General features: G+C 69.6%; 16 protein-coding genes and 1 pseudogene. 7 read left to right on the forward strand and 10 right to left on the reverse strand.

Going from position 1 to position 22,398, the window contains the following annotated elements; genetic code table 11:
• The first annotated feature begins 236 nt into the window (after positions 1 to 236).
• The gene (locus tag EDD90_RS59420) at positions 237 to 611 is read left to right on the forward strand and encodes a nuclear transport factor 2 family protein (RefSeq protein WP_398929118.1); all 375 of its coding nucleotides are present in this window, start codon (positions 237 to 239) and stop codon (positions 609 to 611) included.
• Positions 612 to 987: 376 nt separating this feature from the next.
• On the opposite strand, the pseudogene EDD90_RS59425 reads toward EDD90_RS59420, so the two are convergent.
• Positions 988 to 1,215, reverse strand: a pseudogene (locus EDD90_RS59425) (transposase); the annotation flags it as partial.
• A gap of 35 nt (positions 1,216 to 1,250) precedes the next feature.
• A complete protein-coding gene (locus tag EDD90_RS54630; protein WP_123982920.1) occupies positions 1,251 to 2,108 on the reverse strand; it encodes an enoyl-CoA hydratase/isomerase family protein in 858 nt (285 codons plus the stop codon).
• Between the two features lie 142 nt (positions 2,109 to 2,250).
• Here EDD90_RS54630 and EDD90_RS54635 point away from each other — a divergent pair, with 142 nt between their 5' ends.
• Positions 2,251 to 3,099, forward strand: a complete 849-nt coding sequence (locus EDD90_RS54635) for a LysR family transcriptional regulator (protein WP_123982922.1) — start codon at positions 2,251 to 2,253, stop codon at positions 3,097 to 3,099.
• 276 nt (positions 3,100 to 3,375) lie between these two features.
• Here EDD90_RS54635 and EDD90_RS54640 read toward each other — a convergent pair whose 3' ends face one another.
• Complete coding sequence (locus EDD90_RS54640) at positions 3,376 to 4,911, reverse strand: ISKra4 family transposase (RefSeq protein ID WP_123982923.1); 1,536 nt, start codon at positions 4,909 to 4,911, stop codon at positions 3,376 to 3,378.
• A 1,043-nt stretch (positions 4,912 to 5,954) separates the two neighbouring features.
• On the opposite strand from EDD90_RS54640, the gene EDD90_RS54650 reads away from it, so the two are divergent.
• On the forward strand, positions 5,955 to 7,292 hold the full coding sequence (locus EDD90_RS54650) for an IS110 family transposase (protein WP_123982927.1): 1,338 nt from the start codon (positions 5,955 to 5,957) through the stop codon (positions 7,290 to 7,292).
• A gap of 233 nt (positions 7,293 to 7,525) precedes the next feature.
• On the opposite strand, the gene EDD90_RS54655 is transcribed toward EDD90_RS54650, so the two are convergent.
• Entirely contained in the window at positions 7,526 to 8,467 is a 942-nt protein-coding gene (locus tag EDD90_RS54655) for a hypothetical protein (protein ID WP_123982929.1), read from the reverse strand.
• Between the two features lie 180 nt (positions 8,468 to 8,647).
• Positions 8,648 to 9,106, reverse strand: a complete 459-nt coding sequence (locus tag EDD90_RS54660; RefSeq protein WP_123982931.1) for a hypothetical protein — start codon at positions 9,104 to 9,106, stop codon at positions 8,648 to 8,650.
• Between the two features lie 740 nt (positions 9,107 to 9,846).
• Here EDD90_RS54660 and EDD90_RS54665 point away from each other — a divergent pair.
• Positions 9,847 to 10,182 (forward strand): SMI1/KNR4 family protein, encoded by a 336-nt coding sequence (locus EDD90_RS54665; protein ID WP_123982933.1) that lies wholly within the window; start codon positions 9,847 to 9,849, stop codon positions 10,180 to 10,182.
• A gap of 239 nt (positions 10,183 to 10,421) precedes the next feature.
• Here the strand turns inward: EDD90_RS54665 and EDD90_RS54670 are convergent, their stop codons facing one another.
• From EDD90_RS54670 to EDD90_RS54685, 4 genes are all read right to left on the reverse strand, one after another.
• Positions 10,422 to 14,696: a Tat pathway signal protein gene (locus tag EDD90_RS54670; RefSeq protein WP_123982935.1), complete on the reverse strand. Its 4,275-nt coding sequence runs from the start codon at positions 14,694 to 14,696 to the stop codon at positions 10,422 to 10,424.
• 333 nt (positions 14,697 to 15,029) lie between these two features.
• Complete coding sequence (locus EDD90_RS54675) at positions 15,030 to 15,239, reverse strand: hypothetical protein (protein ID WP_123982937.1); 210 nt, start codon at positions 15,237 to 15,239, stop codon at positions 15,030 to 15,032.
• A 115-nt stretch (positions 15,240 to 15,354) separates the two neighbouring features.
• Positions 15,355 to 15,720 carry a hypothetical protein gene (locus EDD90_RS54680; protein WP_123982939.1) on the reverse strand — a complete coding sequence of 122 codons (366 nt, stop codon included), beginning with the start codon at positions 15,718 to 15,720 and terminating at the stop codon, positions 15,355 to 15,357.
• 61 nt (positions 15,721 to 15,781) lie between these two features.
• Complete coding sequence (locus tag EDD90_RS54685) at positions 15,782 to 16,234, reverse strand: DUF2690 domain-containing protein (RefSeq protein ID WP_123982941.1); 453 nt, start codon at positions 16,232 to 16,234, stop codon at positions 15,782 to 15,784.
• 232 nt (positions 16,235 to 16,466) lie between these two features.
• On the opposite strand from EDD90_RS54685, the gene EDD90_RS54690 reads away from it, so the two are divergent.
• The 3 genes from EDD90_RS54690 to EDD90_RS54700 all read left to right on the forward strand — a co-directional run bounded on the left by EDD90_RS54690 (position 16,467) and on the right by EDD90_RS54700 (position 21,826).
• Positions 16,467 to 19,388: a BTAD domain-containing putative transcriptional regulator gene (locus EDD90_RS54690; protein ID WP_185149751.1), complete on the forward strand. Its 2,922-nt coding sequence runs from the start codon at positions 16,467 to 16,469 to the stop codon at positions 19,386 to 19,388.
• 304 nt (positions 19,389 to 19,692) lie between these two features.
• Positions 19,693 to 20,244, forward strand: a complete 552-nt coding sequence (locus EDD90_RS54695) for a hypothetical protein (RefSeq protein WP_123982945.1) — start codon at positions 19,693 to 19,695, stop codon at positions 20,242 to 20,244.
• Positions 20,245 to 20,293: 49 nt separating this feature from the next.
• The gene (locus EDD90_RS54700; protein WP_123982947.1) at positions 20,294 to 21,826 is read left to right on the forward strand and encodes an ISKra4 family transposase; all 1,533 of its coding nucleotides are present in this window, start codon (positions 20,294 to 20,296) and stop codon (positions 21,824 to 21,826) included.
• 61 nt (positions 21,827 to 21,887) lie between these two features.
• Here EDD90_RS54700 and EDD90_RS54705 read toward each other — a convergent pair whose 3' ends face one another.
• Positions 21,888 to 22,298 carry a nuclear transport factor 2 family protein gene (locus EDD90_RS54705; RefSeq protein WP_123982949.1) on the reverse strand — a complete coding sequence of 137 codons (411 nt, stop codon included), beginning with the start codon at positions 22,296 to 22,298 and terminating at the stop codon, positions 21,888 to 21,890.
• Between the last annotated feature and the right edge of the window lie 100 nt (positions 22,299 to 22,398).

Consider the following 22,398-nt stretch of genomic DNA (forward strand, 5'->3'; position numbering starts at 1 on the left):
AACTGCAGGCCGCTCTCGCTGCGGCACACGGCGAACTGCCCGCCCCGTGACGGCACTTGCAGGGGTGAGGCGGCCGCCCTGCGGGCCATCTCAACCGTCAGTAGCCTCTCAGGAATGACGACGCTACAAGATCTCGCCGCTCGCCTGGACCGAGTCGAGACCGAACTCGCACTGCACCGGCTGGCCCACGACTACTGCGTGGGTGCCGACCACCGCGACCCAGTCCGCTGGGAGGAATTTGGACAGCGGACGCCGCGTGGGAGACCAGCTCGGACCAGATATTCACGGGGATCGAAGCCATCCGCGCGGCGGTCGAGCAGCAGTGGCAGGCATTCCCGATCATGCAGCATGCCACTGCCAACCACACGGTGGAAATCGACGGCGCTGCCGCGACCGGACGATCGGACATCGTGGTCCTGGCCCAACTCCGCGACCACCGCTGGATTGCCGGTGGAGGTACCTACGAAGACGAATACCGGCGCGAGGGAGGGATCTGGCGCATAGCGCGGCGCCGGGTAGTACGTCCATTCGACCTTGCGCCGTCGGCACCCAGCGATGGACCCGTCTATGTCGACGCACCAGTTCGGGCCACTGAGCAGTGTGCGTCGTGAAGTTGCTGGTCACGGGTCTGGGATGTGCGGGGGCTCGAGTGCTCGTCCTGGTCGTGGGCGGATGACTTCGGCGTAGATCGTCGGTCAGCGGGAGACTTCGCAGTTCGTCAGGACCAGCGAGGCCCGCACGAGGGCGGTCGCCCACTTCGAGTCGGTGCGGACCTTGCCCAGCACGCGCCAGACACCTCACGTTGCCAAGGTGTCAAGCTGCGGTGGCGAGTTCGGTGGGGAACGCGATTTGCTCATCGAACAAGGGTGTGGCTCTTCTTCAGTGAACTGGTGATGTCGTGCGCCGTTGCCGTTCGTGGTCGGACGGCGGATCGTCGTGTCCCAGGACGTGGTCTTGGAGGCGGCGATCGTGTCGTGGCTGGAAGAGCTCGAACCCGGGATCCTCCAGCTCCAGGCCGAGCGCGTACTTGACGTCGATCCGCCCGCGCACCGCGTCCGCGGCCTGCCGGTCCGTCAGCCCCTCCGCGAACCGCAAAACACTGACCATCGCCAACTGCCCTGGCGGTCACGCCGGGCCGCCCCGGCGTGGAAACGCCGAGGCGAAGTGCTCGTCCTCGAACAACGGCCCGCGCTCATCCCGGATCCGCATGGCCAGGCAGAGAGCGCGCGCTGAACCGGCACCTGCCGAGATCAGAGCCGGCCGAGGAGGGCTTCGAGGTTGCGTTCGCCTTCGCGGGTCTGCATGCCTGCGGCGAGCAGCTTGTGCGCGAGTGTAGCGGCGTCAGCGCTGAAGAGGGGGGTGAGGAGCGCGTTCTCGGTACTGAGTCCCTCACGGGTGATGGGTGTAGCCGCGACGGTCACGGCGGTCTTGACCGCGGCAATGATCTCGGGGTTGAGAGCGCCGATGCGTCTGGCGAGGGAGTCGACGAATTCGTCGATCTCGTCAGCGGGGAGGGCGCGGTTGACCAGACCGTATCGCTCGGCGAGTTCGGCATCGGCGAGCTGTGCACCGAGAAGGAGCTCAAGTGTGCGGGCGCGTCCGACGAGGGACGTCATGTATTGGGTGCCGCCACCGCCGGCCATGATGCCCAAGAGCACTTCGGGCTGAGCCTGACCGGCTTTGCCGATCGCGGCGAAGCGCATGTCGAGGGCCATCAGGAACTCGTTCCCGGCGCCTCGTGCGAGACCAGTGAGCTTGGCGATCGTGATCTGAGGAAGAGAGCGCACCTCCTCATGCACGACTTGCATGAGATTCAGGGCCGGGGGGAATTCGGCGTCTGGGTTGGCGGCCATGGTGGCGGCGCCGGCAGCGGCCATGACGTCGGGTTCGGTGATGAAGCGCATGTCTCCGTGCGCGATGAAGAAGTCCGGGTCGGCGCTCTCGAACAGGATGACTCGTACGTCGACGTCATCGCGTACCTGGGCAACGAAGCGACGCAGCGACGGCAGCAGCGTGCCGTCGGACAGGTTCAACGGCGGGTTGTCGAGCGTGACGGTGGCGACACCGTCGGCGACGACGATATGGAGAGCGGGCAGGTCGTAGATCACGAGAGTTTCTCTTTTCGGGGCGGGATTTCAGGTGGTAGCAAGACCGTTGTGGCGGCCTCGTACCCATCACAGCCGGGATGACCAGCGCGAACAATGACCAGAAACGCTGGGCAGTAATCACATCGTGTGATAGATCAGGAAGATGGAACTGAGAGCACTGCACTACTTCGTGACCGTCTCAGAGGAGCTGCACTTCGGGCGGGCAGCCCAACGGCTGGGCATCGTGCAGCCAGCGGTGAGCCAGCAGATCGTCCGGCTTGAACGCGAACTCGGTGTCCGTCTGCTCGACCGCACGTCACGCCGAGTACGACTCACTCATGCTGGCGAACGGGTTGTCGCCGCAGCCCGGCAGACCCTCGCCGCGGCGGCCCGGGTCCGGGTGGTCGCGGGGGAACCGGCGGCCGTCCTGCGGATCGGCGTGGCGTCCTGCGTCACCCAACGTCTCGACCGGGCGGTAGGTCGTCTGCGCGACAGCGAACGCCCAGCAGAGCCGGAACTGATCGACCTGCCAGTGACTGCGCGCATTGAGGCTGTCCGCGACGGCGAGCTGGACCTGGCGCTGATACGGGGCGCGGTCACATCCGCCACGGCGAGGGTGGTGCGCGCCTGGTCCGAACCGCTACACGCGGTGCTCGCGCGCGAACACCCCGCCGTCTGCAAGCCGGCGGTCAGTCTCCACGACCTCGATCCGCACGGTCTGCGGCTTCCCGCCCGTGACACTGACCCGCCGATGCACGACGCGATCCTCGCCCTCCTGCCCATGGCCCCGCCCAGACCGCCCGCCGGGAACATGCTCAACGTGCTGTTCGAGGTAAGCCGGGACCCCGAGGGCTGGACACTGATGCCGGCCGAGCAACTCGCCGGATCTCGCTCCGAACTGGTGCATCACATGCCGCTCGACCCACCCATGACTGTCGATGGCCACATCGTCACCTCGCTCGCAACACCTGAGCCGTGCGTAGCGTCGTACGTGGCCGCGTTCGCGGACTGAACCCCCGCCCCGTACGCAGGTCATTCCGCGAAACACCGCCCGCAGCCAGTACCGCCAGCAAGGCGTCGAGGGCTGCCCGAGAGCCCTGCGCGCCGGAGTCCGCAGGCTCTGAACTGTGGGCGCACAGGCGCGGGATTCCCAACACGTCGACCCGGTGGGCCGATTGGCGTCAGCACACGCCCAGGCCGACCGTGAACGCCTGCCCGGCTCACGCCGCCAAGCCGTCACCGGCTGCCATCGCGACCGGGTGCGGCTCTTCGTGAGTGAGATCGTCGATCAGGCTGAGAGGCCGTAGGTGTGCTGGTCGGGCTGGGGATAGAGGCGTTCGCGCTCCCTCGCGGTGTGGAAGATCCAGTACTCGGGGAAGTCGTTGTTGCTGATGACGGCGCGGAGGGTGAGGACGGCTTCGGCGCCGGCCAGGCTCCAGCGGCTGCCGGTGATATCGAGCCTGTCGGCGATCAAGTGGCGTGCTGCTCCCTCGACTGTTCCGCTGGCGATCGGCCAGCCGGCCGTCAGCGCCTGGTCGTAGTGGACGTGGTCGGCGTTGTTGGTCAGGTAGCGGCAGGCGGTGTCCGCGGCGACGCGTTGATCGTCGGTGAGACGGCTGCGGGCGGCCTCGGCGCGGATGTCGGCGACGGCGCCGGGGGCGTCACCGGCCAGGATCCGGGCCGCTTTCGTCCCGACCCAGGTCTCGGCGTCCGGGTCGGTGGCGGTGTGGAAACACCGTGCGGCCGCCCACAACTTCTCGATCACGTGGACGATATCGAGCACGATATGGACGGTGACACCACGGCGGCCGGCCTCGGCTCGGACAAGGTCGAGCTGGTGGGTGGCGCCGTCGACCAGGACCACCCAGCTCCTTCGGTGCTGCGGGTCGCGGGCTTCGGCCTGGTCGAACGCCGTGGTGATGACGTGTTCGGGATCGTGCTTGACGGAGGCGGAGAGCCATTTCGCCCGGGCTTTGGGCCCTTTGCGGACGGTGCGCTGTCCGGTGCGGCCGCCGGGCGGGGCGATGATGTCGTGCGGACGGCGAACGGCAGGCTCCGCGTCGTGGACGACCGCGAGGGTGGCCATCCGTTTCCGGCCCGACTTCTCCCCGGCCGAAAGACGGGTGCGGAAGGTCCGCTTCGCCCGCTCGGCGGCCTTCTGGGGCGCCTCGCGCAGATGTCCCGGCCTCATCACGATGCCCTTGCCGTCGAAGCTGAGGACCAGCAGCGTCTGTTTCGCCGCGGGTTCGGGGGTGCGGCAGACATAGAAGGCGGCGATGTCCACCGCGGCCGCCCGCACCAGGTCCTCGGCCTGCCGTTTGCCCACCAGGCGGGCTCCGCAGCGGCGGTCGATCGCCTCGATCGCGGTGTCGTAGGAGCCGCGGCAGGCTTCCAGTACGGCGAGTTTGCGCAGGCCCAGACTGTGCCGGGCGTGCGGCAGGTTCAGTGTCGCATCGGCCGGGTGGACGTTGGTCCGGCCCGGGGCACGCTGTGCGCACCGGGTCACGGTCACCGTTCCGACCACTGTGGCCAGCTCGCGCCGGTGGTCCTTCTCCAGCCGGGTGCGGCCGTCGGCCAGCGCGGCCCGACCTGCTGTATCCAGGCCCCTCAGGGCGGTTTCCTCCGCCCTGGCACGAAGATCGAGGTGGGCCTGCAGGAGCAGGCGGGCCAGTTCCCTGGCGCCGGTCTCGGCATCCTCCTCGATCCGCTCGTGCGATAACAGCAGGGCTTCGGGGCTGGAGAGGGAGGAGATGAGGGAAGTGAGGAAAGAAGCGGCTCGGGCAAAGGGGTCAGCCACCGCGGCGGCGGCATACGCTCCGTTCATCGGGCTCTCGCCTTCAGGGCATCGGTTTGGCTGGCACCTTCGACGCTAGGGACGAGAGCCCGATGCCACACCGGCGCGGCGGTGCTGACCGGCCCGCTCGCCCTGCTCCGGCGCACCCGAACCCGCCGGATCGGTGTCCCTTGGAGCGAAGAGTCCTGGCTCCGATTCCACCAGCCAGCCCCGTTCCACCAGGCGTTTCAGCTTCGACCGGAACCCCTCGACCTTGCTCTTGTCCGTCGACAGCCCCAGCGCGGAACACAGATGATGGGCCCGCATCGGACGCACCGCGTCCCCCAGGACCTCGACGATGTCCTGGTACTACTGCGGCAACTCCCCGGCCGTCATCCCCCGCGACCACTGCGGCACCAGCTTCACCCCGACCGGCGAGCCCACCCCGAAACGCCCCTCCGACTCCGCTCGGAGGCCCGACGGCTCCTGCGGACCACCCGCCTTCGGCTCCGGCTCCGTGACCGTCCCGTCCCGTCCCCAGCCAAGATCTCCGACATCGTCTCCCGGGTGATCTCCAGCCGTGACAGCACAGCCTCCTGCTCGGCCAGCCCAGCACTCAACTTCACAATCCGAGAACGCAGTTCCTCAATCCGCTCCCGCGCGGCAGCCTCCCGCCGCTCGATCTCCTCCAACCACGACACCATCGCCGCCTCCAAGACCACGTCTTAGGACACGACGATCCGCCGTCCGACAACTAACGGCAACGGCGCACGGCATCACCGGCTCACTACAGAAGAGTCCTCCTGTTCCTCCCGTCACGCCTGGCGGCGTGAAAATCGGCGCGCGGAGCGTCGAACCGGGTGTGCGGGCTTCTCACCGCCGTGGAGCTCAGCAGGCGCCGGCCGCGATCCTGGGTATGGAGGCTGTCCGCCAACGTCGCTGCGGTTTGGGCCTGCGCGCCCGTAGAAGAGTCTGACGCGGGAGCCAGCCAGGGGCCACCGACTGTTGCCACGTGCACGCCGTTCAGCCTTGCCGTTCCCCTCCGGCTTCCCGGGCAGTCTCCACCCCATGGGAGCTCAAGGCCGGGAGGAACTGTGGACGAGCCGCGCGAGGAACTGCGGGACGAGACGGTGGCCCGAGTGGCCGCGATCGACATCGCCAAGAACAGCGGTGTGGTGTGCCTGCGGCTGCCGAACGAAGCCCGCGAGGGAGCGCGCACCCAGAAGGTGTGGACCGTCGCGGCGACCACCAACGCGATCCTGGGACTCGGCGACCACCTGGTCTGCCAGGGCGTCGAACTGGTGGTGATGGAGGCGACCGGCGTCTTCTGGCAGCCCTTCTACTACCTGCTGGAAAGCCGGGGGCTGCGGTGCTGGCTGGTCAACGCCCGCCAGGTCAAGAACGTCCCGGGCCGACCGAAGACCGACAAACTGGACGCGATATGGCTGGCCAAGCTCACCGAGCGCGGCATGGTCCGTCCCTCCTTCGTTCCATCCCAACCCGTACGACACCTACGGGACTTCACTCGCACCCGTACCGTGTTCGTCCGCGAGCGATCGCGCCACAAGCTGCGGGCCGACAAGGTCCTGCAGGACGCGCAGATCAAACTCTCGTCGGTAGCGACCGATCCGTTCGGCCTCTCGGGCCGGGCGATGATGGAGGCGCTGATCGCGGGCGAGCGCAACCCCCGGACCCTGGCCAACCTCGCTCAAGGTCGGTTGACCGCCAAGCACGACGCCCTGGTCGAGGCCCTGACTGGGCAGTTCGACGACCATCACGCCAGGCTGCTGCGGCTCCTGCTGACCACAGTCGACCACCTCACCGCGCAGATCACCGCACTCGATCAGGACATCGCCGCGACGCTCGCGGCCCTGCCCGACCCCCGCAGTGACGCACCGGACCACTCACCGTCGCCCGCTGCTGCATCGTTCGGTGACGATTTGCTGGCCCGCCTGGACGAGATCCCCGGTGTCGGCCCGACCTCGGCGCGGGTCATCCTGGCCGAGATCGGCCCCGATATGAGCGTCTTCCCCACGCCCGCCCACCTCGCCTCGTGGGCGAAACTGTCCCCCCGCACCATCCAGTCCGGAACCAAGAGCACCACCGGGCCCGCCGGCAAGGGAAACCCTTGGCTCAAGGGCGCCCTGGGCGAAGCGGCCAGCGCCGCCGCCCGGACCGACACCTTCCTCGGCGCCCGCTACCGGCGCCTGGTCAAACGCCGTGGCCACGCCAAAGCCCTCGTCGCGGTCGCCCGCTCGATCCTCGTCATCGTCTGGCACCTGATCGACGACCCCCACGCCCACTACCAGGAACTCGGCCCCGACTGGCACCAGCGACATCTCAACCCGAGGCGCAAGACCCGCGACCTCGTTCGTCAGCTCGAGCACCTCGGCCACCAGGTCACCCTCGCCCCCAGCACCGACACCGCCTGAACACCTGTCACAGAACTGTCCGGGACGGCTCCGCCACCCGGACGCTACCGCCTGCCCACACGGACGTTGATTTTCCGTTCAGCCGCACCCATCCGATTCTGCGCGGTGTGTGGAAGGGGAGGTTGCGCGAGCCGGTGGCGCGGGCGGCGCGGATGCGGTCCTCGGCTCCGCATTACGCCAGGAACGCCTGGTGCGCCTCTCCGGGGTGGGATCGCCGTTCACCTGCGCCTGGCTCATCCTGTGTCCGAGCCGCCGGAGGCTACGATGTGCCGTGCCTTTGCGAGCCGGTCGTCGAGACTCCGTTTGAAGGCCGACAGAGCCGCCCTGTGCGAGTCGATGTACTGCTTGTCGTACGCGGTCTCGACGGCCACCGCGACGCCCATCAGGTTCGTCGACAGTTTGCAGTCCAGATCGGCGGTCGCCGTGGCGATCTCCTCAGGCGTGTGAGTGCGGGAGACGGCCCCCGCCTTCGGTACGGACCGCCACTTCGGGTCAAAATAGGCTGCCCACGGTGACGCGTAAGTGAAGCCCTTGGACTTCATGCACTGGCTCCACTTGGCATTGGCATCGACCATCCGGGGATCCGTCGCCGGAACCTTCGGCCCGCCGTCGGGCAACTGGTTGGAGTCCGCGGGCATCGGTGGGTCTCCCACTTCCGCACTTCCCCGGCCCAGGCACCCGCGGTCAGGCACGGCCTTCCCGCCATACACGGTCACGGGCTTGTTCGCTCTGTCCACACCGTCGAGCACCGCGAGCACCCCGTCCGAGACGGCCGGCGGGGCGCTGCTGCGGCTGACCGCGTCGTACCCCTTGCTCTTCGGAGCGGCCGGGTCGAAGAAGCCATAGACCACGGAACGCTTCTTGAGCTCCCGGGGAGTGTCGCTGAACGCGGCGCCCCACGGCGGACCCGGATAGGACAGGCCGTAACTCCGCATGCACCGCTGGGTCACCGCGGTGGAGGCCCTGAACAACGTCCTGGTCTGCTCGACGGTCACCTCGTACGAGTCGATGGGCAGTGTGATCTGGTCGACGGATGTGATGACGGGGATGGGGCCGAGCGGCGGCGAACCGTGCTGCTCCGCCCTTCGGTGGGCACAGGAGGCGACAGAGACCAGCGTTGCCAGAACTGCCGCGAATCGTGCTGCATTGATGGTCGAAACGGTCTTGTTGCTCAAAATGCGACCTCGGTTGGTCCCGGTTCCCCCTGTTCGGTGCTGGCGGCCACCGCGGTGACCGGTGGCCGCCACGACCGGGAAGGCGGGCTGAGTGCGGCGAGCTTCACGATGCGGGTCTGCGTGAGGCATGCCCGGACGGGCGGACAGTGTCCACCCCGGGCCGCGCAAAGGCGGCTGACGCTAGTTGGTGATGTAGACCCACCTTGTCGTCCAATAACAACCGCTCCCGCAGTCGGGCAGAACCATGCTGCCGGGCGTGAAGCGGACCGGGATCCAGCCGTAAGGATCCTCGACGTAGCCGGTGTTGACGCCACTGCCGACCGCCCACGTGCCGGGAATGTTGGCCCAGCCGGGACCGGTGTTCCCGTCCCGGCGCAATCCGTAGCAGTAGTCTGCTTCTCCATTTGCGTTTGAGCTGTACACGGTCACCCCGTTGGTCGGGCAACTGATGTTGACGACGGTGGCGCTGGCCGGTGCGGCCACTGCGACACCGCCGGCGAGGATGCCGCCGGCGACGGCGACCGTTGCGAGCTTCCTGCGGGCCCCGGCTACCCGGCCGGTGATCGCCATTGTGGCGCCGCGCCGCTTGAAATCGCCTGTCGTACGGGTTCGCTGAGTTGGCTGTGACGTGTGCTTCATGTCTCTCCTTAGGACTACTGGTGCTCACGGGCCCGGTGTGCGACGCAGCGTTCGGGCCCCGCCCCGCGTGGGGTGCGGCAGTCGAGCGCCAGCGGGTGGCTGGCATCGCGTCGATTGCGATGGTGGTGACTCATCCGGCGTTCAAGGGCGTGTTGCCCCGGCTGGACCTGGCAGCTTGGCCCGGTGAGAAGTTGCGATCCCGCCGATCCGTCGGTCAGCCATGGGCCTGGCCACTTCGGTCGTGGCGACAGCGGCGACGGCCGTGGTCATGGCCACCACTGCCGCCGGGAGCGAACGCTTCACTGCTGTCCCTTTCGTTGCGTGGGCACGGCTCGCCACCCCTGCGTTGACGTTATGGACCCGGGTCCTTCGGCCGTCCTGGATTCGTCCTAGTGCGAGGTCGGCCGGGGGGATCGGCGCCGGGCGCGGAGGCCGCCGAAGGCGCCCATGGCCGGATTGGGCGACTACGGCGACGTCCGGTACCACGTGGTGATGGAGGTCTGCCCGAGCCGTGAGAGCTGCACCGGGGGCTGGGCGTTCGGGCCTTGCCTCGACGGGCCGCCCGCGTTCCACGATGGCACCATCCCCAAGTGCCCGTGACTGCCCAGCCTCCATCGCTCGCCGGACCCGGTGCCGATCGGCACCACGGGCTTCAGCGGGGCTCAGCGGGCGCCCCACCGCGCCGCCGCCCCGTGTGTGGCTGCGGCCCGGTGCGCGGCTGCGGAGGTTAGCATCGGCTCATGGAGTATGAGCCGTCCGCGGTCGAGGAGGCGGAGGCCGCGATGGGCGTGCTGCCGCCGGAATTGCGCGCGTTGTCGTCCGTGTGCGGTGGCGGCGAGCTGGGGAGCGGCCCGGACGGGCTGAGGGTGCTTCGGGGCTACGACGTGTTCCCGCCGCGCGAGGCCGTCGGGTGCCATGCGAACGTGCTGGCAGGGATTCTGGACGTCGAGCACATGCGGCCGCGTCCCTGGGTTCCCGCATGCGCGATGGAGACGGGCGAGCCGCACTTGTGGAACTTCATCGACGCCCCGACCGGCCGTCTGGGGTGGAATGTGCACGGTGGCGCGTTCACCTAGCCCGGGGAGTCGGGAGAGACGTTCGCGGAGTGGATCGAGGGTGTCGCCGACGAACTCCACGGCGGTGCGGTGCACGCAGGAGTCCTCAGTGCCGGAGTGGCCGACGAATGGCTGTCGTGGAGGGACGCGCGGGACTCCCGCACCGTACCGTCCGGGTGGGTGCCGATCGGGCCCGCGTAGGGCCGTGGGCCGTGGGTCCAAGTCCACGGCCCACGGCCTCGGCGAGCGTCAGGTGCCGGTCACGGGGTGACGAGCATGGCGCAGTGGAGCGACCTGCCGTTCGGAGTGCACTGAGCGGACATCCCGGTGTCCAGCCAGTACGCGTCGCGATCCATCAGCCGCATGTTCCTGGCGAATCCGGGGAACTGGTTCATCGAGCCACCGTTCTGCGTATTGGATATGGACGAGCGTCCGCACACCTCGGTCCACTGGGGCGCGTAGCCGCCGATGTTGTACAGGTGGACGGTCCCATTCACCATCGTCGCGTACGTCTGCAGGCACTCGCTGCCGGAGAACACCGGGTTGAGTCCGTCGTTGGCGGCGGGCATCCCTCCGCTGTTGTACGTGGCGTTGCCCGCGAACTCGTCGCAGCTGAGGGTGTCGCTGGTGCCGCTCAGCACGGCGGCATCCCCGTTGGCGGCCGCCCATCCAGCCTCGTCGCAGATGACCGCCCTGTTCTGGCCGTTCCGTCCGCCCGGCATGTAGTAGAGCGGCTTCTGCAGGGCGCGGCTGCCGGGATGGTTGTGCAACTGGCTCTGGACCAGCCAGGCGTGCGCCGCCGCCTGCGGGTACTTGGCCGCGTTGAAGGTGAACGTCGGGGCGTAGTTGCCGAAGACGCAGCCACCGGCCGTGGTGATGACCGTGTCGCAGCGGACTTCGTCGAGCCGAGTCGGGTTGTCCGCGCTCCACTGGTTGACGTATTGCTGGACTGCCGCCCCTCCCTCGGCGGGCGTAACCTCGGCCTGGATCTCCAAGTCCGGCTTGAATGAGTAAGTTTTGCCCGCCGTACTGTTGTCCCACGAGTACTGGGTGGTGAGTTCGGCTATGTGGCCGTCGCCCAGCACCCAGACCGGTGGGCTGCTCCACCCGGCGCCGGCGTCATTGGGTGTGCAGCCGGAGCTGCACGTGTGCTGGATGGTCAACTCGATCGTGGCCATTTCCGGCGGAATGGATTCCGGCGTGGCGGTCAGGTACTCCACGAACGTGGACGCGTCGCTCAGATCCAGTTCCCGTCTGAGGTTGTAGTGCGCCATTGCCTCGACCACACCGTCCTTTTTGAGGACCACGTAATAGTCGCGGTTCTCGCACTCGACGCGCCGGGTCGCCGCCACGCCGGGGATGGAATCGTCGCACCAGTCTCCGTTGTCGGTCGGCGGTAGCGCGGCCCTGAGCCCGGCGGATTTCGCCCGCGGGGCCGATCGGGTACAGACCTGCAGGCCACCCCGTACCGGTCCGCAGTGCAGCGAGGGTTTGGCGCTGGAGGCCGGTGCCCGGTTGGCGCCGCCGATCGGCAGGGGCAGTGTGACCAGGGCGTCCGGTGCCTGGAGCGTCGGGTCCGGGTTGGGGCTGGTGGGCACGGGGTCGGGAAGTGTCAGGTCGATCGCCGGGCCGTTGGGTATCCCGTAGTCCCCGGGGACGAAGGCGACGGCGTCCCAGGCGATGTCGTCGTCGGCGTTGCCCGTGTTGACGGTGTTGGACAGGCTCACCTGGGGCGCCTTGTCGTTGAAGCGGTAGGCGCCGAGGGAGACCCACTTGTTCGATGCGTTGGCCTTTTGGCTGATCGTCTTCTTGACGGGGCCGAACGCGGTGTCGATCCGGTAGACGGCCTGCGTGGCCTGCGCTCCGGTGTCGGGAATGTGGACGAAGACCTCGCCCTGGGGCTGGGGAAGGGCGGAGTTCAGCGTCCACTGGCCGAGCACGGTCATGCGCCCGCCGTCGCCGCCCAGGCTGCTCCTGTCGCGGGCGTGGGCGTACCAGAAGTGGCCTTGGTAGCCGCCGCCGATCTGGTGGAGGTCGCCCTTGGCTTCGTACAGGCCCATGGTGTCGGGAGAGAAGGTGAACTGGAAGGTGCCTTGGGAGGTGGTGGTGCCGCAGTCGCTCCAGCTGTTGGTGCCGGCCGGGACGGAGTGGACGACGAGGGAGCCGGCGGGCGGTGCGGTGCAGTCGGGGGTGCCGTACTGGAGGCGGTAGCCGCGGCCTGGTTCGGCGCGAAGCGTCTGGTACTTGATGCTTTCGTGGCCGCAGGTGGTGACGCAGTCGGGTTTCCAGACAGTGTTCTCGTTGTTCCACCAGTGGAGTTGGTCGCAGCCGTCGATGTGCTGGGTCTCGCACGGGGGCGGGTTGGTGATGTCGCAGGCGTTGGCGGTGGTGCAGAAGGTGTCGAGCGGGGGTTTGATGCGGCTGCGGTCCTCGTCGCTGTCCCACCAGGAGGGCCGGAATCCGGTGGAGGAGTAGCCGCTGTCGCCCGGCCAGTCCTGGCGTCCGGAGGTGCCGTAGGAGTGGCCGGTGTCGATGGACCATGCGGCCCAGCCCATCACCTTCTCCTCGTAGGGCCAGTCCTGCGGGTGGGCGGCGTCGTGGTTGGCGTTCGAGTCGAGGGTGGTGTCCATGAACGCCTGACGGGAGGGCGGATAGATGGGGTTGGCGGGGTTGTCGTACCAGCCCAGCCCCCATGGAACGCCCGGGGCGCCGGCGGGCCGGTTGAAGCCGAGGTTGTAGTTCCACACCGCGGCGAACCAGTTCTCCGGCTTGGAGGCGTCGTCGTTGTTGACCGTGACGGTCTGGCCGCTGGTGTGGACCTCGTTCCACTTGTCCGCGAGGATCTGCAGCGACGCGGCCACGTTGACGGTGTAGTCCAGCGCGACGGCTCGTTGCACGGTGGGATCCAGGGCGGTCTCGCCGGGCTTCTCGTGGCCGGCCATGCGCATGCCGTCGGTGATCTGGCCCACGCCGTAACCGCAGTCGGACTTGGTCCAGTCGATCTTCCAGTAGTCGTTCGGGGCCGGTCCGCTGTGGCCGTAGAAGCCGGCGGTCGATGCCAGCGGGTTGCCCATCTGGCCGGGGATCGCACCGGGTTCGGCCTGCCAGAGGTTGGATTCCTGGGCGAGGACGCCGAGTTCGACCTGGGCAGGGATACGGCCGCCACCGGTCAGGGCCGGTACCGGGAACAGTGCCTGTGGGTCGATGGTGGCAAGCCCGATCTGGGTGCGCCAGCCTCCCTGGGTGATCCAGTTGGCGGTCAGGTTGCCGCGTACGGCCATGTCGACGGCCCACTCGACCTGGTTGGGTGTGGGCTGCAGGGCCTGTGTGTTGATGTCGTTGCGGGGTACGGAGCACCAGCGGTCGGTGTCGACGGGATCGTGGTCGATGGTGTCCGCTGCGCCGGTCAGGCCGCTGTGCGGATGGGAGGCGCCGTCGGCGCCCGTCAGGGCGGGGGACCGGTTCGTGCCGGAGGGCGCGGCGGGGACGGCCACCGCTTCGGTGACGTTCTGTCCGGTGGCGGTCGCCGTGGCGGTGAGGGTCAGCGGCCCGTTACCGCTGGCAGGGGCGCTTTCGGCGGCCGGTTCGGCCCCGCTGAAGTGGCGGCCGGCGTCGGCGATGCGGGACAGGCCGGCGCGGACAGCGGGGGACAGCACCGGGTCCACGGCCAGGAGACCCCTGGTGGACACGTCCGTGTCGGCGGCAGCGTCGATGCGCGTGACGCCCGTGCCGGCGGTGTGCACCGCGCCTTTGGGATGTCCGGCCAGGAACACGCTGCTGGTCCCGGCCTGTTGCAGGGACAGGTCGGCAAGGCCGCCGGTGGCGAGGGTGGAGATCCTGCCGCTGTGCAGGGTTTTGGCGTGCGCGGTGGTGTGCGTGCGGTCCAGGAAAGCGATCGTGCCGTCGGCTGCCGGGCGGATGTCGAAGGGCACGCTGTCGGTGGCGGCCAGATTCCGCGTGGTGCCGGACCGGCTGATGTGGACCACGTGGTGGTACAGGGCGGCCACGGTGCCGTCGGCGACGGGGACTGCGGAGGTCACCTGTCCGGTGACGGTGGTGTCGGCCGCCGTGCGGCCGGTGGTGTCGACCGTGATCAGTCGCGTCTTGTCCTCGCGGAACGCGGTGAAGGCAGCTGTACGGGTGGCGGGGTTGCAGGACGGGTCGAAGTAGGCCAGGGACGCGGTGAACGGCAGTTTGGTGACGGTGCCCTTGTCGAGGTCGACGATGGCGGTGAACGCGCCGCCCAGCATCAGGTCCTCGTGGTCGGTGAAGGCACGCGGGGCGTAGACCACGGCCGCGTGGGAGGGGTCGATGAGGCACTGGTTGCCGATCCAGGTGTCGGCGGGCATGCCCGGTTCGGACAGCACGGCGGCGGTCCGCCACGCGTAGGCGTCCTTGCTGTCGGCGACCAGCACGTGCACGCCGTCGCTGTCAGCGACCGATGTCACCGCGCGGTCGCCGGAGGTCCGCCAGCCTTTGCCGAGCTTCGTGTCGGGCTCCGCGACCCCTCCGGCGGCCTGACGGCCGCCGTGCACGGCCGTACCCGCTGACGCGGTACTCGCGCTCGCAACCGTCTGGGTTGGAACCGCGCATATGAGCCCCACCAGGGCCGCGCCGACAGCTGCGGCAGTGACGGGTTTTCTTCTGCGAACGGATCTCATGTGTTCCCCCTTTTTTTGTCGTGGCGGCCACGTCGGCGGTCCCGGCGGCGACCCGGCGCGGCCCCGGGCGGGCGCGCCGGGTCGCGGAGATCGGCGGGTGTACACGGGTACGCCGGTGTGCCGTACGCGGTTGTGCCGGTGCGGCGGTGTGCCGAAGTCGGGACTCGGCCAGGTCGGTTGACGAACGTGGCCACCCCCGCGGTGACGTTAGGGACCGGAGTCCTTCGCGCGTCCTGGATCCGTCCTTCGGGCCGGTTCATCGAGGTCATGGTGGTCAGCCGGGTGCCGGAAGCCGGTGAGGTCGGAGCGGATGGCGTAGAAGTGCAGCTTCTCGGTCTGGTCGACGGCGAAGCCGGTGACGGGCTTCCCGTCCGGGCCGGTGATGGTGAAGCGGTAGGGCATCGCCATGCTGGCCATGCCCCCTGGGGGTTCTGTGCCCTCTCGGTGGCCACGGCGCCGGAAAAGCGTGCGTCCGGCGAGCGGGACTGGCGCTCGCCGGACGCGCGGGAGGGGACCCGGAAGGGCTAGGGGGTCACGGGCACTTCGGGATCGCGCCGGTGTGGAAGTCGTTGGCGCCGTCGACGAAGGGAGCGAAGACCCAGCCCTCGATCCATTTCTCGCCGCTGGTGTAGCCCTCTCTCACCGCGTGGTACCAGACGTCTCCGTAGGTGCCCACGTTGCCGCCGACCGTCCAGCAGTTGACAGCGACGGTGTCACCCGCATGCAGGTCGGGCGCGACCTTGCTCGAGGTCGCGTAGGGGGCGGAGTAGACACCGACGGTGCGGTTGATCCAGAGGTCGTCGTCGGCGTGGGCGGTGCCGCCCGCGAAACCGGCGGCGGCCGCCGCCGCGAGGAGCACCGTGCCGGACGCGGTGGCCCGCTTGAACCGGGTACCCATGCTTTTTTCTCCTTGAGGTGGGTGGAGCGTGAAGTGGGGCAGCGCGGACAGGAGAGGGGGCTCAGCCTTCGACCGAGATCTCGTAGTGCGGGTAGCCGCCGATCATCGGCGACCACTGCGAACCGCCGGCCAGGAGGCCGGGAGTGTTCTCGGCCCAGAAGGGGATCCACGTGCCGTTCAGGGAGGCCTCGCCGTACACGCTGCCTCCGATCGGAACGGAGGTGGACCAGGAGACCGTCTTGATCCAGTACGCGCCGCACGACGGCGAGTAGCGCAGGTCGCCATAGCCGTAGTCACGGTCGGGAGCGGCAACCCTCTCGATGGTGGTCGCGTCGGCGGAACACCCGGTGGCCTGCGGGTCCTTACCGGTGCACCCGCTGCCGTAGCAGCCGGCGGCGCTGGCCGAGGAGACCGGCCCGGCCAGGGTGAGCAGGCTCGCCGCGACGGCCGCGGCCGCCAGAACCGCACCCGTCCGCCGCCTGCGGGAACCGCCGCGTGACTCAAGTACCTTCATACCGGTCTTCCCCCTCTTTCCGGCAACAGCGGACCGCCGTCGGCGATGGTCGGGCGTCCTGGACGTTTCGCCGCTGTTGCTCACGTATTGACTCCGTTGTGCGGTGACGGGCCGCACAGCCCTCAGTGACGGTATGGACACAGGCCCGCAGGCCGTCCTAGATTCGTCCTAACGCGAGGTCGGCCAGGGGGATCGGCGGTGATCGCGGCCGGGGGAGAAAATGAGATTCGGCGTGCTGGGACCGTTACACGCCCAGATCACGGGGCAGGACGTCCGACTCGACGGACCGCGGCAGACCAAGATGCTGGCCGCGCTGCTCGTCGACGCCAACAACGTCGTCGCCATGGAACGGCTGGTCGCCGTGATGTGGGACGGGAAGCCACCCGCCACCGCGGTCCGCCAGGTGCAGGACGCCGTCTCCGGGCTGCGCCGCAACCTCGCCGCGTGCGGAGCGCCCGGCTCCCTGATCAGCACCCGCCGCGGCGGCTACCAGATCCACCTGGACCCCGGCCAGCTCGACCTGCTGGAGTTCGACCACGAGCGGCAGCTCGCCGAACGACACGGGACCCCCTACGAGACGGCTGCCGCACTGCGCCGCGCGCTGGCCTGCTGGCGCGGCGACGCCCTGGTCGACATCTCCAGCCGGGTCCTGGAGTTCGACGCGGCCCGGCTGAACGAACGGCGCGAGGCCACCCGCAAACTGTGCCTGGGTATCGAGCTCGACCTGGGGCGCCACCGCGAGGTCGTCGAGGAGCTGGCCGCCCTGCTGCGCGAGCACCCCTACGACGAGCAGGTCGCCGAGCACCTGATGGTCGCCCTCTACCGGTGCCGGCGGCAGGGCGAGGCGCTGCAGGTGTACGACCGGCTGCGCCGGACCCTGGCGGGCGAGCTGGGCGTCGACCCCACCCCCGCGGTCCAGGCGCTGCACCGGCGCATCCTGGTCGCCGATCCCGGCCTCGCGGTCCCCGCCGGGGCGAGCAGTGCCCCGGACCCGCGGCCGGAGGGTTCGGGCGCGGCGGCCGGCGAACCGGACGTGGCCATGCCGGTACGCCAACTGCCGCTCGACGTCCCCGACTTCGTGGGCCGGGCCGACGCGCTGGCTCAGGTCGCCGGGCTGCTCGGCGGGCCGGCACCGGACCGGGCCCCGGTGACCGTCGTCGTGGGCGGCCCCGGCGTCGGCAAGTCCACTCTGGTGACGCACGCCGCGCGGCTGGCGTGCGCCGCCTTCCCCGACGGCCAGCTCTACCTCAACCTCGCCGGGACGTCGGACGAGCCGCGGGACCCGGCGCTGATGCTGGCCGAAGCGCTGCGCGCGCTCTCGATCGCCGGCAGCGCGATCCCGAACGGCCTGTCCGAGCGGGCCGCGCTGTACCGGTCGCTACTGGTGGGCCGCCGGATGCTGGTGGTGCTGGACGACGCCGGCCACGCCGATCAGGTGCTGCCGCTGCTGCCCGGGGCCGACGGCTGCGCCGTACTGATCACCAGCCGCACCCTGCTGACGCAGCTCCCCGGCGCCCGGCACATCGACCTGGACGTGCTGAGCCCGGCAGAGGCGCGGGAGCTGTTCACCGGCATCGTCGGGCGGCGGCGGGTCGAGCGAGAACCGGAGGAGGCCGACGCGATCCTCGACTGCTGCGGCAACCTGCCGCTGGCGATCCGGATCGCCGGCGCCAAGCTCACCGGCCGCCCGGCCTGGACGCTGCGGGTGCTGCGGGAACGCATCGAGGACGAGTCCCGTCGGCTGGCCGAGCTGAGGATCGGGGACCTCAGCGTGCGAGCCAGCGTCGAGCTGAGCCTGCGGCTGCTGCCGGACGACGCGGTGCGCGCGCTGAGCCTGTTGGGTCTGCTCGGCCCCTATACCCTGCCAGGCTGGGTGGTCGGACCGCTGCTGGACCGCCCGGACGCCGAGGAGGTGCTGGACACCCTCGTCGACGCCAGCCTGGTGCGGCTCACCGCCACCGACGCCATCGGCCAGCCGCGCTACCGGCTGCACGACCTGATCAGGACCTGTGCCGTGGAGTCCGCCGCCCGGCTGCCTGCGGCGGACAAGCGGGACGCGATGGTCCGTGTGCTGTCCGCCTGGCTGGACCTGACCGGGCGCGGCACCGACGGGCTGCCGGCCGGACCGCTGGTCGCCGAGCCCGGTTCGGCGCCGCGCCGGGCGCTGCCGGACGCGGTGGTGGACCGGCTGATGGCCGACCCGGCCGGCTGGTTCGACGTGGAACGCGACACCCTGCTCGGCGCGGTGAAGCTGGCCGTGGACTGGGGACTGGACGAGCTGGCTTGGGAGCTGGCCGCCGGCCCGGCGACGTACTACGACCATCGGTGCCTGTACCAGGACTGGGAGCACGGGCACCGGCTGGCGCTGCGGGCGGCCGAGGCCGCGGGAAACGGGCGCGGCGCGGCGGTGCTGCTGCGCAATCTCGGCCAGCTGCACATCTACCGGGACGAGTTCGACGAGGCGGTCCGCACCCTGGAATCGTCCATCGGGCTGTGCCAGGACGGCGGGGACAAGCGCGGCGAGGCGCTGTCGGTGGCGATGCTGGCCACGATCAGCCGGGTGCAGGGCCGTTACGACGAGGCCGCCGACCGGGTCGAACGGGCGCTGTCCCTCGCGGTCGGCGGGAGTGACCAACACCTCGAAGCACAGTTGACCTGTTCGATGGCCGTGATGCGGCTCATGCAGGGCGAGCTCGGCGAGGCGGAGTCCTGGTTCGGCGAGGCCCTGCGCCAGGCCAGGGCGCTCGACGACGGGCACCGGGTGGCGGTCGTGCTGCGGCGGTTCAGCCGGCTGCACGACCTGCGCGGTGATCAGGACGAGGCGCTGCGCTGCCTGTGGCAGGCGCTGGCCACCTTCGAGGAGCTGGCCGACGAGCGCTGCGCCGCGTACACCCTGCTGGAGGTCGGCCGCGTGTACGCCGGCCGGCAGGACCGGGACGGGGCCGTGCCGGCGCTGGAGCGCGCGGCGGACCTCTTCCACCGGCACGGCGACCGCCACGACGAGGCCGCGTGCTGGCAGCTGATCGGCGACCTGCACGCCGCCGCCGGCGCCCACGACCTGGCGCGCCGGCGCCACGGACGGGCGCTGGAGCTGTGGCAGACGATCGGTGACGCGGAGCGGGTGAAGTCTCCGGTGGTGCCGTCGTCGCCGTGACCCGGCCGGCGCCGCATGCCCTCCCCGGCCTCCCCGCCGTGCCCCCGGCGTCCCCTCACCGGCACCGTACGGCACGGCGGCCCGCGGCAACCCCCGGCCGGTGTGCGCCGGAAGCGTGGAGCAGGTGCCGCCGAACGGCAGCGTGAACTTCGGCCGGCGGCGCGACGTGTCGGCCGTCATGTGGTGCTGGGTTCCTCTTTGGGTGTAGCTCTCCTCGGGGGACGGTTTGAGCTGGGAGAATGCCTTTGCGGATGATGGTGGCGTGGTCGGGTCTCTACCGTGTTGGGTGGAGGAGGCGACGCTGATGGGGTCGTTGATCGAGGATTTGGAGGCGCGGGAGGCGGCGGCCCGTGCCCGGGTGGAGGCCCTGGAGGCCGAGATCGTGGAGTTGACCGCGCGTCTTGAGGGTGAGCGGGAGGCGTGGTCGCGGTTGCGGATCACGCGGGAGACGGTGGCCGAGGTGATCGCGGATCTGGGTGGACCCGGGGCGATTGTGCCGGTGGCCGGGGGCTCGGAGCCGGAGGGTGTGGTGGAGCCCGGGGTGCGGGTGGTGGGGGCGATCATGGTGCCGCACTGGCGGGAGGGGCTCTCGGTGGACGTGCTGCCAGATGTGTACCGGGACATCGTCGAGGTCGTCATGGACGCCGCGAAGCTGGTGCAGGCGAAACAGATCGTGCCGAGGATCGGCCTGCCGGCGGTGACCGCGAAGATCGAGGGGACCCGGGGGAAGCTGAAGCGTCTGGTGGAACGGGGCTGGCTGGCGGAGGACGCGCCGGGGCAGTTCACGGCGGCCCACCCGGGCCGGGACGTGGGGAATCAAGTGAACTCGCAGAACGATAAAGGCTCTTCTCTCTAACTTCGGAGGTAACCAGCCAGACCGAAGCGCGGAAGAAAGAAGAGCCGTTGTGGAACCGTACGACGCCTTCGACGCCATCGATCCGTTCGCCGCCGCGGCAAGGGCCTTCGACCGCCTGACAGGGGTGTTGGCCGCCTCGGAGTCGACCGCACTGCCCCACCACGGCCTGGAAGACCTCATCGAGGCGCGGGGTCGTGAGCTGCTGCGGCTGCTGTTCCAGGCCCATCTGGAGCTGCGGGAGCGACGTGAGCGGGACCATGTGCGGCAAGGGGAGCGGGAGGTGGTCCGTGGCGCGGACGGAAAGGTCCGCCCGCATCGTGAGCCGGGGCATTGCCGGCGTCTGGCCTGCGTGTTCGGCACGGTCACCGTGACGCGGACCGCGTGGCGGGGCAGGTCGATGAGCAACGTCTGCCCGCTCGACGCGAGCCTCTCGCTGCCCGCCGGGCTGCACTCGCACGGCCTGCGCCAGCTTGCGGTCACCGAGGCCGTCCGCGGGTCCTATGACCAGGCCAAAGAGGCGATCGACCGGCGGTGCGGGAAGGTGCTGGGCAAGCGGCAGGCGGAGCACCTGGTCATCGAGGCGGCCCGCGACATCGACAGTTTCTACCGCTTACGGGTGCCCATGCCGGCGACCGCGTCCACCGCGCTGGTCCTGCAGGTCGACGGCAAGGGCATCGTCATGAGGCCCGAAGCCCTGCGGCCCGCGACCTTGAAAGCGCACCGGGACAAGAAGCAGGCGATGCGCACGAGACTGGCGCCGGGCGAGAAACCGAACCGGAAGCGTATGGCCACGATGGCCTGTGTGTTCGATGCCGATCCCGCAGTGCGTCGTCCGCACGACATCATCGCCCCGCCCGAGGGACGCGGCGGCAACCGGCCGCCCCGGCCGGGGCCGAGGGCGGCCGCGAAGTGGCTGTACGGCTCGGTGATCCACCCTGCCGAGCACACCGTCGCCGCCGCCTTCGACCAGGCCGAGGCCCGCGACCGGGACCACGCGAGGGACTGGCTCGTGCTCGTCGACGGCGCCCACCACCAGATCGATCTGGTCCAGGCCGAGGCCGACCGGCGCGGCGTCGGGGTGCACATCCTGATCGACATCGTGCATGTGAGTGAATATGTCTGGGGTGCGGCCCATCGCTTCCACCAGCCCGGCACCCCCGAGTGCGAAGCCTGGGCCGCCGGCCACCTGACGACCATCCTGCACGGTCAGGCCGCCCGGGCCGTTGCCGAGATCACCACGCAGGCAGACCAGGGCGGACTGCGCGGGACCAGCCGCGAGGGCGCCGACGCCTGCATCCGCTACCTCACCCATCACGCGGACCGCCTGCACTACGACACCGCGCTGGCCTCCGGCTGGCCGATCGCCACCGGCCCGATCGAGGGTGCCTGCCGCCACATCATCGCCGACAGGCTCGCCATTACCGGGTCACGCTGGGGCCTGGCCGGTTCCGAAGCCATCCTCAAACTCCGCGCGCTGAAAGACAACGGCGACTTCGAGGAGTACTGGCGACACCACCTCGCCCGCGAACACGAACGCCTCTACCCCACCCCCGACCGACACGACCACCGCCTCACAGCCTGATCAGCGGCCTTCGCCCCAGCGAGATCTACATCCGGGCTTCCTGCAAGGGGCTGTGCCCGTTTCACTTCCTCCGCCCGCCCAACGGCACCCGCCGTGCGACGACCTTGCGGTAACTGATGCGCCAGCCCTGGCCGGTGAGCACAAAGGTGTCTTCATAGGTCACGCTGCCGCTCGTGCCGTCCGTATTGATGCCGATGCCCTTGGAACGGGCGTGCACCTGGCCGTCGTCTCCCTCCGTGAGGACGATGTTCGTCACGTGATGACCCACGGGATTCGCGTCACCCAAGGAGACAGCCGCCGCTCGGATGGCCTCCACTCCCGTCAGCGGCTCCTGGCCGAAGTCCGAGATGTCGTAGACGACGTCGTCGGTAAACAACTCATCCAGCCGGTCCAACTCTCCCTCGTCGCACAGATGACCGTGCATCGCGATCAACTCGGAGATGACGGTGCGGTCCTCAATGCTCAGTGCCATGGGAATCCTTCACGGGCCGCTGGAGAAACTCAACCAGGTCCTGGAGAGCGTCATTCTGTGACCGATGGCCTGGCCAAGGGGCAGCAAGGCCATCTCGGCC

This window comes from Streptomyces sp. Ag109_O5-1 (assembly GCF_003814875.1).
In the GTDB taxonomy this organism is placed as follows: domain Bacteria; phylum Actinomycetota; class Actinomycetes; order Streptomycetales; family Streptomycetaceae; genus Streptomyces; species Streptomyces sasae.